Source organism: Pseudooceanicola profundus, assembly GCF_054919315.1.
In genome coordinates, this window is sequence record NZ_CM142898.1 from 286,308 (window position 1) to 304,073 (window position 17,766).

14 protein-coding genes are annotated in these 17,766 nt (G+C 66.7%); 5 read left to right on the forward strand and 9 right to left on the reverse strand.

All coding sequences use genetic code 11. From position 1 onward, the window contains the following. Positions 1-7: 7 nt before the first annotated feature. The gene (locus ACX9MO_RS01340) at positions 8-679 is read right to left on the reverse strand and encodes a tetratricopeptide repeat protein (protein WP_222494805.1); all 672 of its coding nucleotides are present in this window, start codon (positions 677-679) and stop codon (positions 8-10) included. Positions 680-1,032: 353 nt separating this feature from the next. Here ACX9MO_RS01340 and ACX9MO_RS01345 point away from each other — a divergent pair, with 353 nt between their 5' ends. Together ACX9MO_RS01345 and ACX9MO_RS01350 are read left to right on the forward strand one after the other, a co-directional pair. Further along, complete coding sequence (locus ACX9MO_RS01345; RefSeq protein WP_462213266.1) at positions 1,033-2,316, forward strand: efflux RND transporter periplasmic adaptor subunit; 1,284 nt, start codon at positions 1,033-1,035, stop codon at positions 2,314-2,316. After that, complete coding sequence (locus tag ACX9MO_RS01350; protein WP_462213267.1) at positions 2,313-5,885, forward strand: efflux RND transporter permease subunit; 3,573 nt, start codon at positions 2,313-2,315, stop codon at positions 5,883-5,885. Before ACX9MO_RS01345 ends, ACX9MO_RS01350 begins: the two co-directional genes overlap by 4 nt. A 298-nt stretch (positions 5,886-6,183) precedes the next feature. Here the strand turns inward: ACX9MO_RS01350 and phnE (ACX9MO_RS01355) are convergent, their stop codons facing one another. The 8 genes from phnE (ACX9MO_RS01355) to ectA form a co-directional block, all read right to left on the reverse strand. Continuing rightward, positions 6,184-7,497 (reverse strand): phosphonate ABC transporter, permease protein PhnE, encoded by a 1,314-nt coding sequence (phnE, locus tag ACX9MO_RS01355; protein WP_462213268.1) that lies wholly within the window; start codon positions 7,495-7,497, stop codon positions 6,184-6,186. Further along, positions 7,494-8,384 (reverse strand): phosphonate ABC transporter, permease protein PhnE, encoded by an 891-nt coding sequence (gene phnE, locus ACX9MO_RS01360; RefSeq protein ID WP_222494820.1) that lies wholly within the window; start codon positions 8,382-8,384, stop codon positions 7,494-7,496. Before phnE (ACX9MO_RS01360) ends, phnE (ACX9MO_RS01355) begins: the two co-directional genes overlap by 4 nt. A gap of 59 nt (positions 8,385-8,443) precedes the next feature. After that, a complete protein-coding gene (phnD, locus tag ACX9MO_RS01365) occupies positions 8,444-9,343 on the reverse strand; it encodes a phosphonate ABC transporter substrate-binding protein (protein WP_462213269.1) in 900 nt (299 codons plus the stop codon). Positions 9,344-9,401: 58 nt separating this feature from the next. Then, positions 9,402-10,220 carry a phosphonate ABC transporter ATP-binding protein gene (gene phnC, locus ACX9MO_RS01370; RefSeq protein WP_222494932.1) on the reverse strand — a complete coding sequence of 273 codons (819 nt, stop codon included), beginning with the start codon at positions 10,218-10,220 and terminating at the stop codon, positions 9,402-9,404. A 301-nt stretch (positions 10,221-10,521) separates the two neighbouring features. Further along, positions 10,522-11,916, reverse strand: coding sequence for an aspartate kinase (locus ACX9MO_RS01375; RefSeq protein WP_462213270.1), 1,395 nt, complete (start codon positions 11,914-11,916; stop codon positions 10,522-10,524). Between the two features lie 118 nt (positions 11,917-12,034). After that, positions 12,035-12,436 carry an ectoine synthase gene (locus tag ACX9MO_RS01380; protein WP_222494826.1) on the reverse strand — a complete coding sequence of 134 codons (402 nt, stop codon included), beginning with the start codon at positions 12,434-12,436 and terminating at the stop codon, positions 12,035-12,037. A gap of 6 nt (positions 12,437-12,442) precedes the next feature. After that, on the reverse strand, positions 12,443-13,729 hold the full coding sequence (gene ectB / locus ACX9MO_RS01385) for a diaminobutyrate--2-oxoglutarate transaminase (RefSeq protein ID WP_462213271.1): 1,287 nt from the start codon (positions 13,727-13,729) through the stop codon (positions 12,443-12,445). 104 nt (positions 13,730-13,833) lie between these two features. After that, a complete protein-coding gene (gene ectA, locus ACX9MO_RS01390) occupies positions 13,834-14,364 on the reverse strand; it encodes a diaminobutyrate acetyltransferase (protein ID WP_462213272.1) in 531 nt (176 codons plus the stop codon). 248 nt (positions 14,365-14,612) lie between these two features. Here ectA and ACX9MO_RS01395 point away from each other — a divergent pair, with 248 nt between their 5' ends. The 3 genes from ACX9MO_RS01395 (at position 14,613) to ACX9MO_RS01405 (ending at position 17,519) form a co-directional block, all read left to right on the forward strand. After that, on the forward strand, positions 14,613-15,089 hold the full coding sequence (locus tag ACX9MO_RS01395) for a MarR family winged helix-turn-helix transcriptional regulator (RefSeq protein WP_222494836.1): 477 nt from the start codon (positions 14,613-14,615) through the stop codon (positions 15,087-15,089). A 451-nt stretch (positions 15,090-15,540) separates the two neighbouring features. Further along, positions 15,541-17,091 carry a PAS domain S-box protein gene (locus ACX9MO_RS01400; protein WP_462213273.1) on the forward strand — a complete coding sequence of 517 codons (1,551 nt, stop codon included), beginning with the start codon at positions 15,541-15,543 and terminating at the stop codon, positions 17,089-17,091. Beyond that, on the forward strand, positions 17,088-17,519 hold the full coding sequence (locus ACX9MO_RS01405; RefSeq protein WP_462213274.1) for a response regulator: 432 nt from the start codon (positions 17,088-17,090) through the stop codon (positions 17,517-17,519). Before ACX9MO_RS01400 ends, ACX9MO_RS01405 begins: the two co-directional genes overlap by 4 nt. Positions 17,520-17,766: the final 247 nt, after the last annotated feature.

Here is a 17,766-nt window from a genome sequence, read left to right on the forward strand (position 1 = left end):
TCTGTCTTTACCCGTTGTCGGTCTCGGAAGCCGAAGCCGGCTCCCCAAGCGCCACAATCAACTGTGTGACGCGGCGACGCAAGCCTGAGCTTACTTCTGCATCCGATTGAATTGCCCGCAATTCCTCGATCGCGGCGGCGGTGTCGCCCTCCTCGATATAGGTCAGGGCGATCTGCTCCTGAGCCAGCAGGCGGAAGTCCGCGGCCCCGCCCTGCAGCGCCTCGTAACCGGCGCGGCGGTCGGCAGGCGACATCGTGCCGGCCTGCAGGCCGAGCGCCTTGAAGGCGGCCACGCGGCGGTAGACCATCGGCAGGTCCTGCTCGTCCGCGAGGGCTTCGAGGGCATCGGCAGCGGCGGCGGTATCGCCGGCCTCTGCGGCCTCGGAGGCTTTCAGGAAGGCGCGCAGGGCACGGCCGCCGGCGCTGTCCACCACCACGGCGTCAAGCGCGGCCACGCGGGACTCGGGCGTGTCCTGATCCAGCGCCGCCAGCAGCGCCTCGCCAAGATCCTGCGCCTGCCGCGTCTGCGTCGCGCGGCTGTACTCACGCCAGGCGGCACCGCCCACGATGACAAGGACGATCAGGATCGCGATCCAGCCATAGCGCTTGAGCAGCGCAAAAAGGCGGTCACGGCGAACCTCTTCGGTCACCTCGTCGATGAAGCTGTCAGTGTCGCTCACGTCTTCCCCCTGAACCGGATCGACCCCTCTTATCGCGTCACTTGGGGCGTGCCAAGGGGCCGGGTCCGCGCGGGCGGGGATCGGGCGGCGCGCCCTCACAAACGTGAACCGCCAGAAGTGGACAGCATTGACCGCACAGGCCGGTCACGCCTCCTACGCGCAACCGCCGCGACCCATTGGCGCAGCGCGACATTTCGGGCCGATATCCGCCGTCCGCGCACGGTTGCGCCGCGCTGCGGAAGCCCCTATTCTGAACCGGACAGTTCAGAAACTTCCGGGCCCCTCTTGCAATGCGACGGGGCCGTCCCATCTGGGCTGAAACATTACGCGCGCAGCAACAGGGTCATTTCGGTATGCGTTTGTTCCCCCTGCTGACGGCCGTTGCCGTCACGGTCTTTCTCTACCTGCTCGTGATCGAGCGCGACGCCCTGATGGCCTTCGCGCGCGGCGAGGGCCTCGAGGAGGCCGTCGCGGTGGCCCAGGCCGAGGACACCCCGGCCATGAGCCCCGAAAGCCTTGCCGCCTCCGCCGAAAAGACGCAGGAGGCCGCGCCGGTCCGCGTCGTTGCCACCCATTCCACCGCGCGGGAGATCGACAGCGCCGTCATCGTGCGCGGCCAGACCAAGGCCGCCCGCGAGGTCGACCTGATGGCCGAGACCACGGGCCGCGTCATCTCCGAGCCGCTGCGCAAGGGCACCATGGTCGAGGACGGCGCGGCGCTCTGCCAGCTCGACCCCGGCACCCGTCAGGCCACGCTGGCTCAGGCACAGGCCTCCCTGGCCGAGGCCGAGGCCGCCCGCCCCACCGCCACCGCCCGGGTGGCGGAGGCAGAGGCCGCCCTCGACGAGGCCCAGATCACCTTCACGGTCCGGGACCGGCTGAAGGGTGACGGCTTCTCCTCCGACACGCAGCTCGCCTCCGCCCGGGCCGCGGTGCGCGCCGCCGAGGCCTCGGTCGCCTCCGCCAAGTCAGGGCTGACCAGCGCCGATGCCGCCGTCGAGGCTGCGCAGGCCTCCGTCGCCTCGGCGCAGAACGAGATCACCAAGCTGACGATCACCGCGCCCTTCGGCGGCCTGCTGGAAAGCGACACCGCCGAACTGGGCACGCTCCTGCAAAGCGGCAGCCTCTGCGCCACGGTCACGCAGCTCGACCCGGTCAAGCTGGTGGCCTACGTGCCCGAGCTTCAGGTGGACCGCGTCAAGATGGGCGCCATGGCCGCGGGCCGGCTTGCCTCCGGCGGCGCACAGGTGACTGGCCAGGTGACCTATATCGCCCGCTCCGCCGACCCCGAGACCCGCACCTTCCAGGTCGAAGTGACGGTCGCGAACCCCGACCTTGCGATCCGCGACGGTCAGACGGTGGAAATGTCGATCTCCGCCGAAGGCGTTCTGGCGCATCTGCTGCCGCAATCGGTGCTCACCCTGAACGATGACGGCGTCCTCGGCGTGCGCGTGGTGGATGGCGACAGCAAGGCGGCCTTCGTACCCGTCACCCTGATGCGCGACACGGCCACAGGCGTCTGGCTCACCGGCCTGCCGGAGCAGGCGGACGTGATCGTCATCGGGCAGGACTTCGTCATCGCGGGCGTGCCGGTGGCGGCCACCTTCGCGCCGCCCGCAGAGGGAGCAGGCCAGTGAACGGGATCGTCGCGGCGGCGGCCAACCGCGCCCGCATGATCCTCGCCTTCATCGCGCTGTCGCTGATCGCGGGCGGCTTCACCTATGCCAACCTCCCCAAGGAGGGCGAGCCCGATATCGAGATCCCCGCGCTCTACGTCTCGGTCCAGTTCCCCGGCATCTCCGCCGCCGACAGCGAACGGCTGCTGGTCAAGCCCATGGAGACGGAGCTTTCCGATCTCGACGGGCTCGACAAGATGACCGCCACCGCTGCCGAAGGCTATGCCGGGGTCGCGCTGGAATTCGAGTTCGGCTGGGACAAGACCAAGACCATGGCCGACGTGCGCGACGCCATGCAGACGGCGGAAAGCAAGTTTCCCGAAGGCGCCGACAAGTACACGATCAGCGAGATCAACTTCTCCGAGTTCCCGATCCTCATCGTGGACCTGACGGGCGACGTGCCCGAACGCACCATGAACCGCGTGGCGCAGGACCTGCAAGACCGGATCGAGGGGCTTGATTCCGTGCTGGAAGCCGGCATCGCCGGGCAGCGCGACGAGATGGTCGAGGTGGTGATCGACCCGCTGCGGCTGGAATCCTACAACGTCACCGCGGCCGAGCTGATCAACGTGGTGACCAACAACAACCAGCTGATCGCCGCGGGCGAGGTCGACAGCGCGGGCGGCACCTTCGCGGTGAAGATCCCCGGCTCGTTCCAGGAACCGCGCGACATCTATGCCCTGCCGGTCAAGATCAACGGCGACCGCGTCGTGACCCTCGGCGATCTGGCCGAGATCCGCCTCACCTTCGAGGACCGCACCGGCACCGCGCGCTTCAACGGCCAGACCACGGTCGCGCTGCAGGTGGTCAAGCGCAAGGGCTTCAACCTGATCGACACTGTGGCCGCAGTGAAGGAGGTCGTGGCCGAGGCCCGCGCGGACTGGCCCGAGGGGCTGCAATCCGCGATCCACATGGGCACCTCCAACGACCAGAGCCGCGTGGTCGCCTCCATGGTGCAGCAGCTCGAAGGTTCGGTCCTGACCGCCATCGCGCTTGTCATGATCGTCATCCTCGCCGCCCTCGGCCCCCGGCCCGCGCTGCTGGTGGGCTTCGCGATTCCCACCTCCTTCCTGCTCTGCTTCGTTCTGCTGGCCGCCATGGGGATCACGATCTCCAACATCGTCATGTTCGGCCTGATCCTCGCCGTGGGGATGCTGGTCGATGGCGCCATCGTCATCGTCGAATACGCCGACCGGCGGATCAGCGAGGGCACCGGGCCGATGCACGCCTACGTGGAGGCGGCGCAGCGGATGTTCTGGCCGGTGATCTCCTCCACCGCCACGACGCTCTGCGCCTTCCTGCCGATGCTGTTCTGGCCCGGCGTCCCGGGCGAGTTCATGGGCATGCTGCCGGTCACGCTGATCTTCGTGCTCTCCGCCTCGCTGGTGGTGGCGCTGATCTACCTGCCGGTCATGGGCGGCGTCACGGGCCGCATCGCCCGCACCTTCGAGCGCTCGGCCAGGCGGCTGACGGCCGCCCTGCCGTGGTGGGCCCGCGCGGCGCTGGTGCCGGTGGCGATGTACGCGATGTTCGTGGGCGCCATGTGGGCGGTGAACCCCGCCTACCTCACCGGCAGCGCCCTGCTGCCCGGGATGGCGGCCCCCCTGCCCGGCCTGATCCTCTTCTGCCTTGCTGCCGTCGCCGCCTCGATCACCGTGACGGCCGCGAAACTACCCCTGCGCCGGGGCGGCAAGCTCCGCGTCGGCCGCCGCCGCACTGCCTTCGGCTGGGTCATCAAGGCGCTGACCGGCAACCCGGTGATGCCGCTGGTGACCATCGGCACGGTGATCGCCTTCGTCATGGCCACGTTCATCTTCTTCGGCCAGAACAACAAGGGCGTCGAATTCTTCACCGAGAGCGAGCCGGAACAGGCCATCGTCTACGTCCGCGCCCGCGGCAACCTCAGCCTCGACCAGAAGGATGCGCTGATGCACGCGGTGGAGGACATCGTCCTGCAACATCCCGGCGTGCTCAATGCCTTCTCCTTCGCGGGCGACGGCGGGCTCAACACCAACACCGGCGGGGCCGAGGCGCCGCTGGACACCATCGGGCAGATCCAGCTGGAAATCGTCCCCTGGGAAGACCGCAAGGGCCTGCCCGAGCTTGACGGCGACGTGGTCATCGCCGATCTGAACCGCGCCCTCGCCGAGGTGCCGGGGATCCGGGTCGAGATCCTCTCCGCCTCCATGGGCCCGGCCTCCGCCAAGCCGGTCCACCTGCAGATCCGCGGCGACGACTGGGACGCCCTCGTCGCCGCCACCGAGAAGGTGCGCGCGAAGTTCGACGCGACCGAGGGCCTCGACCTTGTAGAGGACAGCCTGCCCCTGCCCGGCATCGACTGGCAGATCGACGTGGACGTGGAGAAGGCCGGCCGCTACGGCGCCGACGTGGCCACCGTCGGCGCCATGGTGCAGCTCGTCACCCGGGGCATCCTGCTCGACACGATGTCGGTCGACAGCTCCGACGAGGAGATCGACATCCGCGTCCGCCTGCCCGCCGAGGACCGCGTGCTCTCGACCCTCGACAATCTCAAGGTCCGCACCTCCGACGGGCTCGTGCCGCTCTCCAACTTCATCACCCGCAAGCCGGTGGAGAAACTGGCCCAGATCAAGCGCGTCGACCAGACCCGCTACTTCGACGTGAAGGCCGCGGTCCTGCCCGGCCTCACCACCGAGGGCCCCGAGGGCAAGCCCCAACCGATCACCGCCACCGAGCGGATCGAGACGCTCCAGCGCTGGCTCGACACCGAGGCCGACCTGCCCCCCGGGATCGAGACGGTCTGGACCGGCGACCAGGAGGACCAGGCGGAAAGCCAGCAGTTCCTCATGTCCGCCTTCTCCGCCGCGCTCGCGCTGATGTTCATCATCCTGCTGGCGCAGTTCAACTCCTTCTACAATTCCGTGCTGGTGCTCCTCGCCGTGGTGCTCTCCACCGCGGGCGTTCTGATCGGCATGCTGGTGATGGATCAGGCCTTCTCGATCATCATGACCGGGACCGGGATCGTGGCCCTGGCGGGCATCGTGGTGAACAACAACATCGTGCTGATCGACACCTACCAGGAATACTCCCAGTACATGCCCCGGATCGAGGCCATCATCCGCACGGCGGAGGACCGCATCCGCCCGGTGCTGCTGACCACGATCACCACCATGGCGGGCCTCGCGCCGATGATGTTCGGCCTCTCGCTCGACTTCTTCGGCGGCGGCTATTCCATCGACAGCCCCACCGCGCTCTGGTGGAAGCAGCTCGCCACGGCGGTGGTCTTCGGTCTCGGCATAGCGACGGTGCTGACCCTCGTCTTCACGCCTGCGATGCTGGCGCTGCGGGTCTGGGCCTCGACCTATGTCAACCTGCTGGCCACCCTCCTCGCGCGGCTCTCCTTCGGCCGCACCAGCCAGGCCGCGCGCGACTGGGCCCTGCGCCGCGCCGCCCGCCGCCTGAAGGCCCCGGAAATCCTCTGGGACGCCGGCCCCGACCACCAGATCGAGGTCCTCCCCTCCAACAAGCCCGGCCTGCGCGCCGCCGAATAACCGCCAATCCCCGCCAATTTCCCCTCGGCGCCACCCTTTCATTTTCGTTTCCCAAATATCCTCGGGGGTGAATTGCAGGCGCAGCCTGCAAGAGGGGGCAGACAGCCCCCTCCAAAATTCCTCCAGGAATTTTGGGAAGAATTTTCAGAATTCTCCCAGCCACCCCGCAGAGACCACGCAACACGACGGGCGCCCAACCTCCCCACCCTGCCCGTTTTCTGCAAAGAAAACGGACCGGAAAATCTCCATTTTCCGGCCCGGTCTCAGGGATCAGCAAAGGGTCAGAGAGATGCTGCGCTCAGCGCTCGCCCCCGATCAGCTTGCGGCGCAGCCAGCCCGAGAACCAGTCCATCGCGAAGACCAGCAGGATCACGAGGATGATGTAATAGGTCACCTCCTCCCAATCCTTCTGGGTGATCATCGCCTGGGTCAGCATCAGGCCGATGCCGCCACCGGTGATCGCGCCGATGATGGTGGCCGACCGGGTATTGCTCTCGAAGAAGTAGAGCACCTGGCTCAGCAGCACCGGCGTCACCTGCGGGATCACCCCGAAGCGGTAGCGCAGCAGCGGCTTGGCCCCGGTCGACTGCACGCCCTCGATCTGCTTGCCGTCCACGTTCTCCAGCGCCTCCGAGAACATCTTGCCGAAGCTGCCGGTGTCGGTCAGCAGGATCGCCAGCGCCCCGGTCATCGGCCCGGGCCCGAAGGCCCGCGACAGCACGATCGTCCAGATCAGCGCATCGGTGCCGCGCAGGAAGTCGAAGATCCGCCGGAAGGTGAAGCGCACCGCCATCAGGGGCGCGAAGTTGCGCGCCGCGAGGAAGGCCAGCGGCAGCGCCACGATGGCCGCCCCGAAGGTGCCCAGGAAGGCCATCAGCACGGTTTCCACCAGCGCCCAGGCCACGTCCCCGTGCCGCCACATGGCGTTGTTCCAGAAATCGTGCCAGATCGCCCCCGCCTCGCCCGAAAGCGCATGGGACAGCAGCTCGCCCGGGCCCATCCCGTGATAGGGGCTGTCGAGGGTGAAGAAGAAGAGCTCCCACCCCAGCGAGTAGCGGAAGACCTCGGTCCGGTTGCGGGTGATCGTCACGCGGCCCGCATCGGTGGTGATCGTCACCCGGTTCTTCGAGGCATTGATCCACTCCGGCAGGTCGCCGTCCGGGAAGGTCGCGTTCACGCCGCCATTGCCGGGCTGCGCGCTCACCGTGCCATAGCCCGGGATCTCGTAGGAAACGCCCTCGGCCGTGTAATGCACAAGGTGCCCGCCGCCGAGGTCGGTGATCGTGTCATCGCCCGCGACCGTCACCCAGTCCGGTTGGGTGCCCGGGGCGTATTCGCCCTTGCGCTCGCCCTCGATGGCAAAGGTCACTTCGCCCGAGCGGTTGTCGCGGGTCACATGGGTCTTGTAGCTGTAGCTGTCGCGGATCAGCGTGGCCCCGTTCTCGAGGCTCGCACCCTGCAGCAGCGCAGGCACGTTGAAGGCGAAAAGCGCGTAGACGAGGTAGGCAAGCAGCACCAGCGGCATCGCGATGGCCACCATGCGCTTGCGGCGGAACAGCGCCTCGGCGCGGGTCTTCAGCCCGTCCATCGGCATATCGGCAGCGAGGGTCATGCCAGCATCTCCTTCTTGCGGCCGTGGGTCAGCAGGTCGCGGGCATAGGACGAGACCTGGTCCACCACGACGATGGTGAGGAACAGCAGCAGGAAGATCGCCGCCGCCTCGTCATAGCGCCCGATGCCCCAGCCGATGGCGTTCTTGAGCTCGTAGCCGATGCCGCCCGCGCCCACGAAGCCGAGGATGGCGGAGGCACGGATGTTGATCTCGAAGCGCAGCAGCGCATAGCTGAGGTAGTTCGGCGCCACCTGCGGCACGACGCCGAGGAACATGCGCTGCGACCAGTTGGCGCCCACGGAGGCGAGCCCCTCGACCGGCTTGAGCGAGGCGTTCTCGTTCACCTCGGAGAAGAGCTTGCCGAGGGCGCCGACCGTGTGGAAGGCAATGGCGATCATCGCGGGCACCGGCCCGCCGCCGAGGACGAAGATCAGCACCAGCGCGATGACGATCTCGGGCACGGCGCGCATCACGTCCATGATCCGGCGGAACACCGGGATCAGGCGCGGCCAGCGGGCCATGCCGCGGGTCGCCAGCATCGACAGGACGATCCCGCCAAGCGCGCCCAGCAGGGTGGCGGCGGCGGCGATGTTGATCGTCTCCATCAGCGCGGGGAAGAATTTCACGAGGTTCGCGGGCATCCGGTCGATCTTCTCGACCGTCTCGGCGATGACGCCGGCGGGGAAGTCGAAGATGCGGTGCAGGCCATCCCAGAAGCCACCGGCATTCCGGCTGTCGGCGGTGATGAAGCCCCCGGCCATGAGCGCCACGAAGACCGCCAGCAGCATCCCGCTGTAGAGGCGTTTGCGACGGGTCTGGGCAAGATAGCGTTCGCGGATCTCCGCGGGGCTTGCGTCTTCGATGGAGGCGGCGGTCTGGTCGGCCATGGGGTATCCCTGAATAAAGAAGGGCCCGCGCGGACGCGGACCCCTCGAAGCGGTCAGGATCAGTTGATCTTCGACTGGCGGGCAGCGACGATCGACTTGTAGGTCTCGTGGGTGACGGGGATGAAGTCCTTCGCGTCGCCTGCGGCCACGCCGTAGGCGCAATCGGCGTCTTCTTCCCAGAGGTTCGCGGTCAGCTCGGTCACGGTGTCCTTGACCGACTGCGGCAGGGCCTTGCGCAGGACGAAAGGACCCTCGGGGATCACGTTCGACTGCCAGATCTGCACCAGGTCGTTCATGTCGACGAGGCCCGCGTCCACGGCCTTGCGCAGCGCGCCGGAGTTGAAGCCGTCTTCCCATTCGCCCTGGCCGTCGGCCCAGGTCACGCCCGCGTCCACGTCACCGTTGTTCACGGCAACGATGGTCTGCTCGTGGCCGCCGGTGAAGACGACGTCGCCGAAGAACTGGCCCGGTTCCATCGGGAAGCCGGCGTCGGCGATCTCGATCGAGGGGATCAGGTAGCCGGAGGTCGAGTTCGGGTCACCGAAGCCGAACTTCTTGCCCTTCAGGTCGTCCAGCGAGGTCACGCCGCTGTCGGCACGGGCGAAGCCGATCGAGTAGTAGCCGATGGAGCCGTCTTCGTTCTGCTTGACCAGCACGGGCTCGACCGCTTCCGGATCGGCAATGTAGGTGCCGGCATAGGAGGAGGCGCCCATCCAGGCCGCGTCGATGGTGCCGCCGAGGAGGCCCTGCATCACGCCGTTGTAGTCGGCGGGGGTGAAGACCTTCACCTCGACGCCGAGCGCATCGGCGATCTTGTCGGCAAAGCACTGGTTCGAGGCCAGGCGGTCCTGGGCGTTCTCGCCGCCGAGGATGCCAAGGCGGAATTCGGTGATGTCCTGTGCGGAAACGGCGCCGGCCAGGGTGGTGCTGGCCAGGGCGGCCGCGATCAGTTTTTTCATCGGTTGGTCTCCCAGATTGAAAAACCCCGCCGCGACAGGCGACGGGGGCAGATGAAACTCAGGCAGGAACGCGCGCGGTGGCCTTGGCGGACGGCCGGTCGAGCGCGCCGATTTCGGTGGAGGTGGCAGCCTCGCTGAACGACGCATCGGCGCCGTAGATGTCGCGGGCCGCGCCGGTGGTCAGCTGTTCGGGCAGGCCGTCGAAGACGATGCGCCCGTCGCGCATGCCGATCACCCGGTCGCAGTAACGGCGCGCGGTGTCGAGCGTGTGCAGGTTCGCGATGACCATGCGGCCGTCTTCCTCGTGGATGCGGCGCAGGGCCTCCATCACCACCTGCGCGTTCATCGGGTCGAGGCTGGCGATGGGTTCATCGGCGAGGATGATCTGCGGGTCCTGCATCAGGGCGCGGGCGATGGCCACGCGCTGCTGCTGGCCGCCCGAGAGTGCCTCGGCCCGCTTGGGCGCATGCTGCGCGATGCCGAGCCGTTCGAGGATGTCGATGGCGCGGTGGATGTCCGAGGCGGGGTAGAGGTTGAAGAGCGCGGCCAGCGTGGAATGACGGTTGAGCGTGCCATGCAGCACGTTCGAGACCACGTCCATCCGGGGCACGAGGTTGAACTGCTGGAAGATCATCGCGCAGTGCGCCTGCCAGCGGCGCATGTCGCCGCCCTTGAGCGCGGTGACGTCGAGGCCGTTGAAGGTGATCGTGCCCGAGGAATGGGGCGTCAGCCGGTTCAGCATCCGCAGCAGGGTCGACTTGCCCGCCCCCGAACGCCCGATGATGCCGATCATCATCGGCCGGTCCACGTGAATGGTGGCCCGGTCCACAGCAGTGTTGGCCCCGAAGGTCTTGGTCAGGTTGTCGATCCGCAGCACGTCTTGTCCCCACATCTTTCACGGGGGGTGCTATTGGCGCCCGGAGTCGGAAATGTATCGGTTTGGCGAAAGTTTTGTAACGCGCCCCGGGACGGGCCGCTTTCCGTTAGGGCAGCCGCCCCGCCCTGCCCCCGGCGCCTTGTTTGATGGCACTTTCGTGACAGAAGCCCGGCGGAAAGCGCGTAGCGTGAAGGGCCCCGTTCCATCGGAACGGGGCCCTTGCTCCCTGAGGACCGCCCTGAGAGAGCCGGACGGCCCGCTCAGGAATATGTGTCTTGCGACAGGGGTCTGGCAGGTCCGCTCAGGCGGCGGCCTTGACCTCTTTTTCGGTCTCTTTCTCCACCGGCACCACCGCGTCATGCAGCGCGCCGACCGTGGCATCCAGCGCATCGCGCGGCACCACGAACTGCACATCGACCGAGCGGGTCGTCTGGTGCACGGCCAGCACCTCGATGCCTGCCGTCTCCAGCGCGTCCAGACCACGGGTCAGGACCTTCAGCCCCCGCAGGTCGCGCCCGATGATCGAGGCGATCGACAGCGACTGCACCGAAAGCTCGGCCGAGGGGTAGATCTCGGCCAGGTCCCGCTCCACCCGGCGCATCGCCTTGAGCGAGGCGTCGACGTAGTGCGTGATCGTGTTGGCGTTCGAGGACTTCGAGACGATCCGCACCTTGTGGCGCTTGAGCACCTCCAACGTGGCCGCGTCGTAGCCTTTCACGCCCACCATGTCCTGCTCGAAGAGTTCGAGCGCATAGACCGGCAGACCGCAGACGATCTCGGCCGCGGGCGTCTCCGCCTTCTGGTCGTCGATCAGAGTGCCCGGGTCCTCCGGCTCGAAGGCGTTGGTCACGCGCAGCGGCACCTCGGCCTGACGCAGGGTCTTGGCCGCCTTGGGGTGGATCGCCTCCATCCCCATGTTCGACAGCTGGTCCGCCACGTCGTAGTTGGTGTGGCCCAGCTTGCGCACATGGCCCCCCACGAGGTTCGGATCCGCCGAAGAAAGGTGGAACTCCTTGTGGATGATCGCCTCGCGCGCCTTGGTCTGCGCGGCGATGCGGCTGAAGGTGACCTCGGAATAGCCGCGGTCGTATTCCTTCATCAGCCCCTCGGTACACTGGGCATAGCCGGTGACGATGGGCATCTCCTTCGAGGTATCCACCCCGTCGAGCGCCGTGGCGATCCGTTCCTCCAGCGTCAGCTCGCGCTCATCGCGCCAGCCGGAGAGGTCCACGAACCGCGCATCGACGTTGTGACGACGCAGCAGCAGCGTGGTGACGAAGGCCGAGTGGCTCTCCCCCAGCCCCGACAGCAGCTCGCGGATCAGGGCCATGTGTTCCGACAGGCGGAAGTGCCCGTAGGAGCAGAGGCGCTGCAGGTCGATGAGGCAGTTGCGCGCCCCTTCGATCCGGTCGCGGACGAAATCATCGGCATCCGACAGGTCGGCGGGATGATTCAGGATCTCGCGGTGCGCGGCGTTCATGGCCTCGGTGACGCGGTTGAGCGCGTCCATCCAGCCATGATCGTTCTCGGCGTTGGAGAACAGCGCATAGACCCCGGGCTCGCCGGTCTTCTTGTGCTCGAGCAGCAGGTTCGTGATGCCTCCGAAGGCAGAGACGACGAAGATGCGCTCGTAAAGGTCGGCCCCCTCCCGGCCCCCGATGAAGAGGCTGTCCACGAGTTCGTTGACCCGGGACATGGAGGTGCCACCGATTTTTTCGACGGTATGCTGTGCGTGTGTCACTGTCGTTCCGCCGGGGCTTTCCCCCGGCGGCCTTCCATTGGTCCGTTTCGTGATGAAGCCGTTCCGGATGGGATCAGGCGACTTCCTCTTCCGCCGGCGCGTAGGAGCCATCGGCCTGATGGACCTCGGTGCCGGTCACGGGCGGGTTGAAGCAGCAGGCCATGACGAGTTCTTCCTCGGCCCGCAGCACGTGCTTGTCGTGCTCGTTCAGGGCGTACATGACGCCGGGCTTGATCTCGTGGGTCTCGCCGGTGGCAAGGTCGGTGATCGAGCCCTTGCCCTGCATGCAGTAGACGCTTTCGAAGTGGTTCTTGTAGTGGAACGTGTGCTCCGAACCGGCCTCGAGGAAGGTGATGTGGAACGAGAAGCCCATGCCGTCGTCGGCCAGCAGCATGCGGACCGATGTCCACTTGGCGTCCGACACGACGCGGTCTTTTTCTTCGGCAGTGATCTTGTTGAAGTCGCGAACGATCATGGTGTGTTACTCCGCAGCAATCTTGTGTTTGGTCTGGGCGGCGGCAGCCTGGAGGAGGATCTTCAGACCCTCCCGGAAGGTTTCCACCGGCGTGGTCAGCGGCGCGAGGACCTTGACGACCTCGTCATGGGCGCCCGAGGTCTCGATGATGAGACCGTTGCGGAACGCCTCGGCGCAGATGTCGCCTGCCAGCTCGCCCGAGCCGACGTCGACACCCATCATCATGCCGCGACCCTTGACCTTGGAGCCGGGGATCTCCTTGGCCAGTTCGTGCATGGCCTCGGACAGGATCGCCGACTTGGTTTGAATCTCCTTCTGGAAGGCGTCGTCCTTCCAGAACTTCTCCAGCGCGACGCGGGCGGTCACGAAGGCATGGGTGTTGCCCCGGAAGGTGCCGTTGTGCTCGGCCGGCTTCCAGATGTCATGCTCCGGCTTCACCAGCAGCGCGGCAAAGGGCAGGCCCATGCCGGACAGCGATTTCGCCATCGGGATCAGGTCCGGCTCTACGTCCATCTCCTCGAAGGAGAAGAAGGTGCCGGTCCGGCCCACGCCGGCCTGGATGTCGTCGAGGATCAGCAGCGCGCCGTGCTTCTTGGCCAGCTTCGCCACGCCCTCGATGAACTCCTTGGAGGCGGCGTTCAGACCGCCCTCGCCCTGCACCGGCTCCATCAGGAAGGCAGCAGGCGCGTCGATGCCGGAGGACGGGTTCTCAAGCATCTGCTCGATGAGCGAGAGCGAGTCCACCTCGTCGCCGAAGGCACCCTCGTAGGGCATCCGGGTCACGCCGGACAGGTCCATGCCTGCGCCACCGCGCTTGCCGGCATTGGCGGTCGCGGCGAGCGCGCCCAGCGTCATGCCGTGGAAGCCGTTGGTGAAGGCGATCACGTTGGTGCGGCCGGTCACCTTGCGGGCAAGCTTCATGGCGGCCTCGACAGCGTTGGTGCCGGTCGGGCCCACCATCATGATCTTGTGGTCCATGCCGCGCGGCTTCAGGATCACGTTCTCGAAGGTTTCGAGGAACGCGGCCTTGGTCTGCGTGTACATGTCCAGGCCATGGGCGATGCCGTCGTTGCTGATGTGTTCGATCAGCGCGGCCTTCATGTCCGGGTCATTATGGCCGTAGTTCAGCGAGGAACAGCCGGCCAGGAAATCGATGTAGGTGTTGCCCGCGGCGTCCTTCATCTCCGAGCCGCTGGCCGAGGTGAAGACGGTGTCGAAGCTGCGGCAGTAGGAGCGCGCCTCAGACTCGCGTCGGGCAAATACTTTCTTCTCAACTGACATGTCAGTTGCCATGGGTTCTCTCCGGTTCTCTCTCAGGGAAGGGGACGACGGTGATGTCGTGGGGCGGCCGGGCCTGCGCCTCTGGCCGCCTCTGGGACCGCAAACGCGGGCAGCGATCAGGCCGCCTGCTGGTCCGCAATGGCCATGTCGATCGTGACCATGTGTTCGGTCGCGTGCTGGCCGTGGAAGTGGTCGTCCCGCGTGAAATGGGGTTCATCGTCAAGCTCCGCGCCGCGCTTCTCGGCGAAACGGCGGAACAGGCCCCAGCTCGCGTTGTTGTCGGCGGTGATCGTTGTCTGCATCTTGGTAACGCCGTCGCAGGCATCCCGTTCCATCAGAGCATTCAACATTCGACCGCCGAGACCGTGGCCACGGGCCTTTTCGGAGACGGCGACCTGCCAGACGAACACAGTGTCCGGTGCATCGGGCTTCACATAGCCCGAGATCCAGCCCACGACGTCGCCGTTCAGTTCGGCAACGACACAGGTGTCGCGGAAGTGGTCCGCCTGGATGAGGTTGCAGTACATCGAGTTCTCATCGAGCGGCTTGCACTCACGCACCAGCTCCCAGATGGCCGCGCCATCGGTTCCTTCAGGTTTACGCAGCACGGGCTTTTCGCCCCCGCGGATGGTCTTCAGTGTCTGCACGGTCCTCATCGCCTCCGTTTTGTTTCGTGTGGCTAAATATATTTCGGCCGAGATTTATTTCAACCCTCTAAGTACTTTTCTTCCAAATGGGCCAATACACCATATTTTTAAGGCAGAAAGCGATGTATCCCGCGGGAAATATCACTTCGCATGGCAAAGTTACTTCAGGGTTCCCCTGCCCCGAAGTGCTTGCAAGAGCGGACCAAGACTGTATCCATGTCAGAACCCTATCCGACAGACCGACACCTATGGACCGCACTGACATCAGCCTGATCGCCCTGCGCCGCATCCTGCGCGCGACCGAGCTTTACGGACGGCAGCTTGCCCGTGACGCCGGCATGACCGCCCCGCAGCTGCGGGTGCTTCAGATCGTGGCCGAGACCGGACAGGCGACGCCCAAGACGCTTTCGACCCGCATGGGGGTGACGCAGGCCACGATGACCGCGCTGATCGACAAGCTGGTGGCCCGGGGCATGGTCGAGCGGCAGCGCTCGCAGACCGACCGCCGGCAAACCAACGTCGTGCTCTCCGAAGCCGGGCGGCAGGCGCTGGAGGCCGCGCCCGATCCGCTGCAGCAGCGCTACGTCAAGCAGTTCGAGGCCCTCGCCGACTGGGAGCAGGCGATGATCGTCGCCACGCTGGAGCGGGTGGCAGGGATGCTCGACGCCGACGGCATCGACGCCGCCCCGGTGCTGGACGTCGGCGAAATCGGCAAGACGATGTAAACTGTCCCGGCGCGGTACGCCTGCCGGATCCCCGCATGGCGGTCCGGGGACAGAAACCGGGCCTGTCGGCCGTCGCGCCCTCGGGCGAGGGCCCGCCCCTCGCGGGCCGAGGCATGTTTACCGCGTTTTAAGCTCCCCGATCCTAGGCTGCGATCAGGAGGGCGCGTCATGGCATGGTCACAGGGTCAACAAGGGGAACGACGGGCGCAGCGGTACAGTCGCCGCCGGGCAAGTGCATGCCCCGACGCCAGACGTCCGGGCCCCGTCCGGCCCGGCCTCCCATGCGGCACCCTCTGCGCGCTGGAAACACCTGGGGACAGCCCATCGCCCGGATCGCCCCGGCCCATCGCGACGGCCCTGACAGGCGTCGTCTGCTCGCCTGACAGCACGCCCTCCTTGCAACCGCTCTCGTCCCTCCCCCGGACACCTGACCCCGCAGAGGCTCCGTATCATGCAGACGCCTGAAATCGGGCCGTCAGCACCAGTCGCAGGCCGCCCCCCGCCGCGTCCCTCCTCCGCTCCGACAGAGGCCGCGCAGGCCCCGACGCTCGCGCAGTACCGTCTCGCATTGGACCTGTCGCCGATACCGTTGCTCCTGTGCCGCCCCGACGGCGAGATTGCCATGGCGAACTCCCATATGACCTCGCTCTTCGGTTACCCCACCCACGGGCTGGACGGGCAGCGCATCGAAATCCTCGTTCCGGATGCCGCGCGCAGCCAGCACCCGCAGCAGCGCGCCGCCTTCCTCTACCGCCCGGCCAAGCGACGCATGGGCGCCGGTCGCGACCTCTTCGCGGTCAAGGCGGACGGCAGCCTCTTCCCGGTCGAGATCGGACTTGAGCCGCTGCGCCTCGAAGGTGAGACCTGGGTCCTGGCGACCGTGCTCGACATATCCGAACGCAAGGCCGGGGAGCGCCGCCTGCGCGACGCGCTCGACAGCTCCGCAAGCGCCATGCTGATGGTCGACGAGACAGGGCGGCTCATTCTGGTGAACCGGGCGGCCTGCACCCTTGCTGGCGCCACCGAAGACGAGATGCTCGGTCGCACGGTGGAGACCTTCCTGCCCCCCGCGCTCCGCAAGGCACACGCGGTGTTCCGGAACTCCTTCGCGGCGGCGGCAGAGGCCCGCACCATGGGCGCCAATCGCGACCTGGTCTTCCTGCGGCCGGACGGGCGCGAGGTCCCCGTCGAAATCGGCCTGACGCCCATTGCCGGCCAGCCCGGCACGCAGGTGATGGCGACGATCGTCGACATCACCGACCGGCTGGCGCACGACGCCGCGATCACCGAACGCAACACCGCCCTGAGCGAGCTGAACGCCGAGCTCGCACAATTCGCCTATTCGGCAAGCCACGACCTAAAGGCTCCGCTTTCAACGATCGCAGGCTTGCTGGAACTCGCTCTCGAAGACCTGTCCGCCGGCGCGGAAGAGGAGTGCCGCCGGGCGATCTCCGAGGCCCTGAAGTCTGCCCGGCGCAATGCCGCGAAGGTTGAGGCCGTGCTCGCCCTCGCCCGGGCAGGCCAGACGGAAGGCGCCCCCGGCGACGTCGAACTCGAACGGGCGGCCCGCGACATCTGGCAGGACCTCACGGCCAGCCAGGCCGAACCGCCTGTGCTCACGATCCAGAGCCTCGGCTCCGAAACCTTTCATACCCATCCGCAGGCCCTGCTCACCATCCTCGAGAACCTGCTGTCCAATGCCTGCCGCTTCCGGGACCCTGCAAAGCCGGATCATTGGGTCAACCTGCGCATCGAGACCTCGGAGGACAGGTTGAACATGATCATTTCGGACAACGGGCCCGGCATCGCGCCCGAGGACCTGCCGCACATATTCTCGATGTTCAAAAGGTTCGCAGCAGATGCGGGCCACGGCCTGGGGCTCGCCATCGTCCACAAGCACCTGCGCCGGCTCGGCGGTCAGATCGACGTGGAAAGCAGCCCCGAAGGCACGGACTTCCACCTCACCATCCCCGCCGCCCCCTCCACCGAGGTCCGGCCGTGATCCCCGCGATCATCGTAGACGATGTTCTTGCGGATCGCTACATCGTGCGCAGGCGGCTGACGAAGAGTGGCCTCTTCTGCCCGGTCGGCGAGGCACAGGACGGCACGACCTTCCTGGACACATACCTGCCCCAGCCCGGCCTTTCGACCTTGCCGGAAGGCGATGCGCCCTGCCTCCTCCTCGTGGATATCAACATGCCAGGCCTCAACGGCTTCGAGATGATCGAGGAGATGGGGCGCAGACTGCGTGAGGTGGCGCACCCTGATCCGCTGGTCGTGATGATGTTCACATCCTCCGACAACCCGTCCGACAAGGCCCGCGCCGCGCAACAACCCCTCATCTGTCGCTACTTCGTAAAACCCATGACCGATGCGGCGGTGACGCAAATCCTGGAAGACTATGCCGCGCGGGGCTATCAACACAGTTGACGCAGCCACGTCCAACGCGCTCTCCGAGGGGCAGCCGCGACGCTCATCACGACAGCAGGTCCTGCCTTCCCGCAGGCGCACAATTGGCCATGGCATGATCTTCAAGCCTGACTGCGCGGACCGGGATGCCTGGAAAGCCGACCGTGGCTGCACGTCTTGGACGCTCCAAGCCACGCCGTCGCCAGCGAGTGCCGCAGCTGCCAACGCCAAGGACTGCCAAAGAGCGACTACCTGAGCGGATGTCGCG

Coding starts and splice junctions, on each gene's coding strand:
- ACX9MO_RS01345 (WP_462213266.1), top strand. CDS start 1,033: ATGCGTTTGTTCCCCCTGCTGACGGCCGTTGCCGTCACGGTCTTTCTC.
- phnE (WP_462213268.1), bottom strand. CDS start 7,497: ATGACCCTCGCTGCCGATATGCCGATGGACGGGCTGAAGACCCGCGCC.
- phnE (WP_222494820.1), bottom strand. CDS start 8,384: ATGGCCGACCAGACCGCCGCCTCCATCGAAGACGCAAGCCCCGCGGAG.
- phnD (WP_462213269.1), bottom strand. CDS start 9,343: ATGAAAAAACTGATCGCGGCCGCCCTGGCCAGCACCACCCTGGCCGGC.
- ACX9MO_RS01375 (WP_462213270.1), bottom strand. CDS start 11,916: ATGTCCCGGGTCAACGAACTCGTGGACAGCCTCTTCATCGGGGGCCGG.
- ACX9MO_RS01380 (WP_222494826.1), bottom strand. CDS start 12,436: ATGATCGTTCGCGACTTCAACAAGATCACTGCCGAAGAAAAAGACCGC.
- ectB (WP_462213271.1), bottom strand. CDS start 13,729: ATGGCAACTGACATGTCAGTTGAGAAGAAAGTATTTGCCCGACGCGAG.
- ACX9MO_RS01395 (WP_222494836.1), top strand. CDS start 14,613: ATGGACCGCACTGACATCAGCCTGATCGCCCTGCGCCGCATCCTGCGC.
- ACX9MO_RS01400 (WP_462213273.1), top strand. CDS start 15,541: ATGCAGACGCCTGAAATCGGGCCGTCAGCACCAGTCGCAGGCCGCCCC.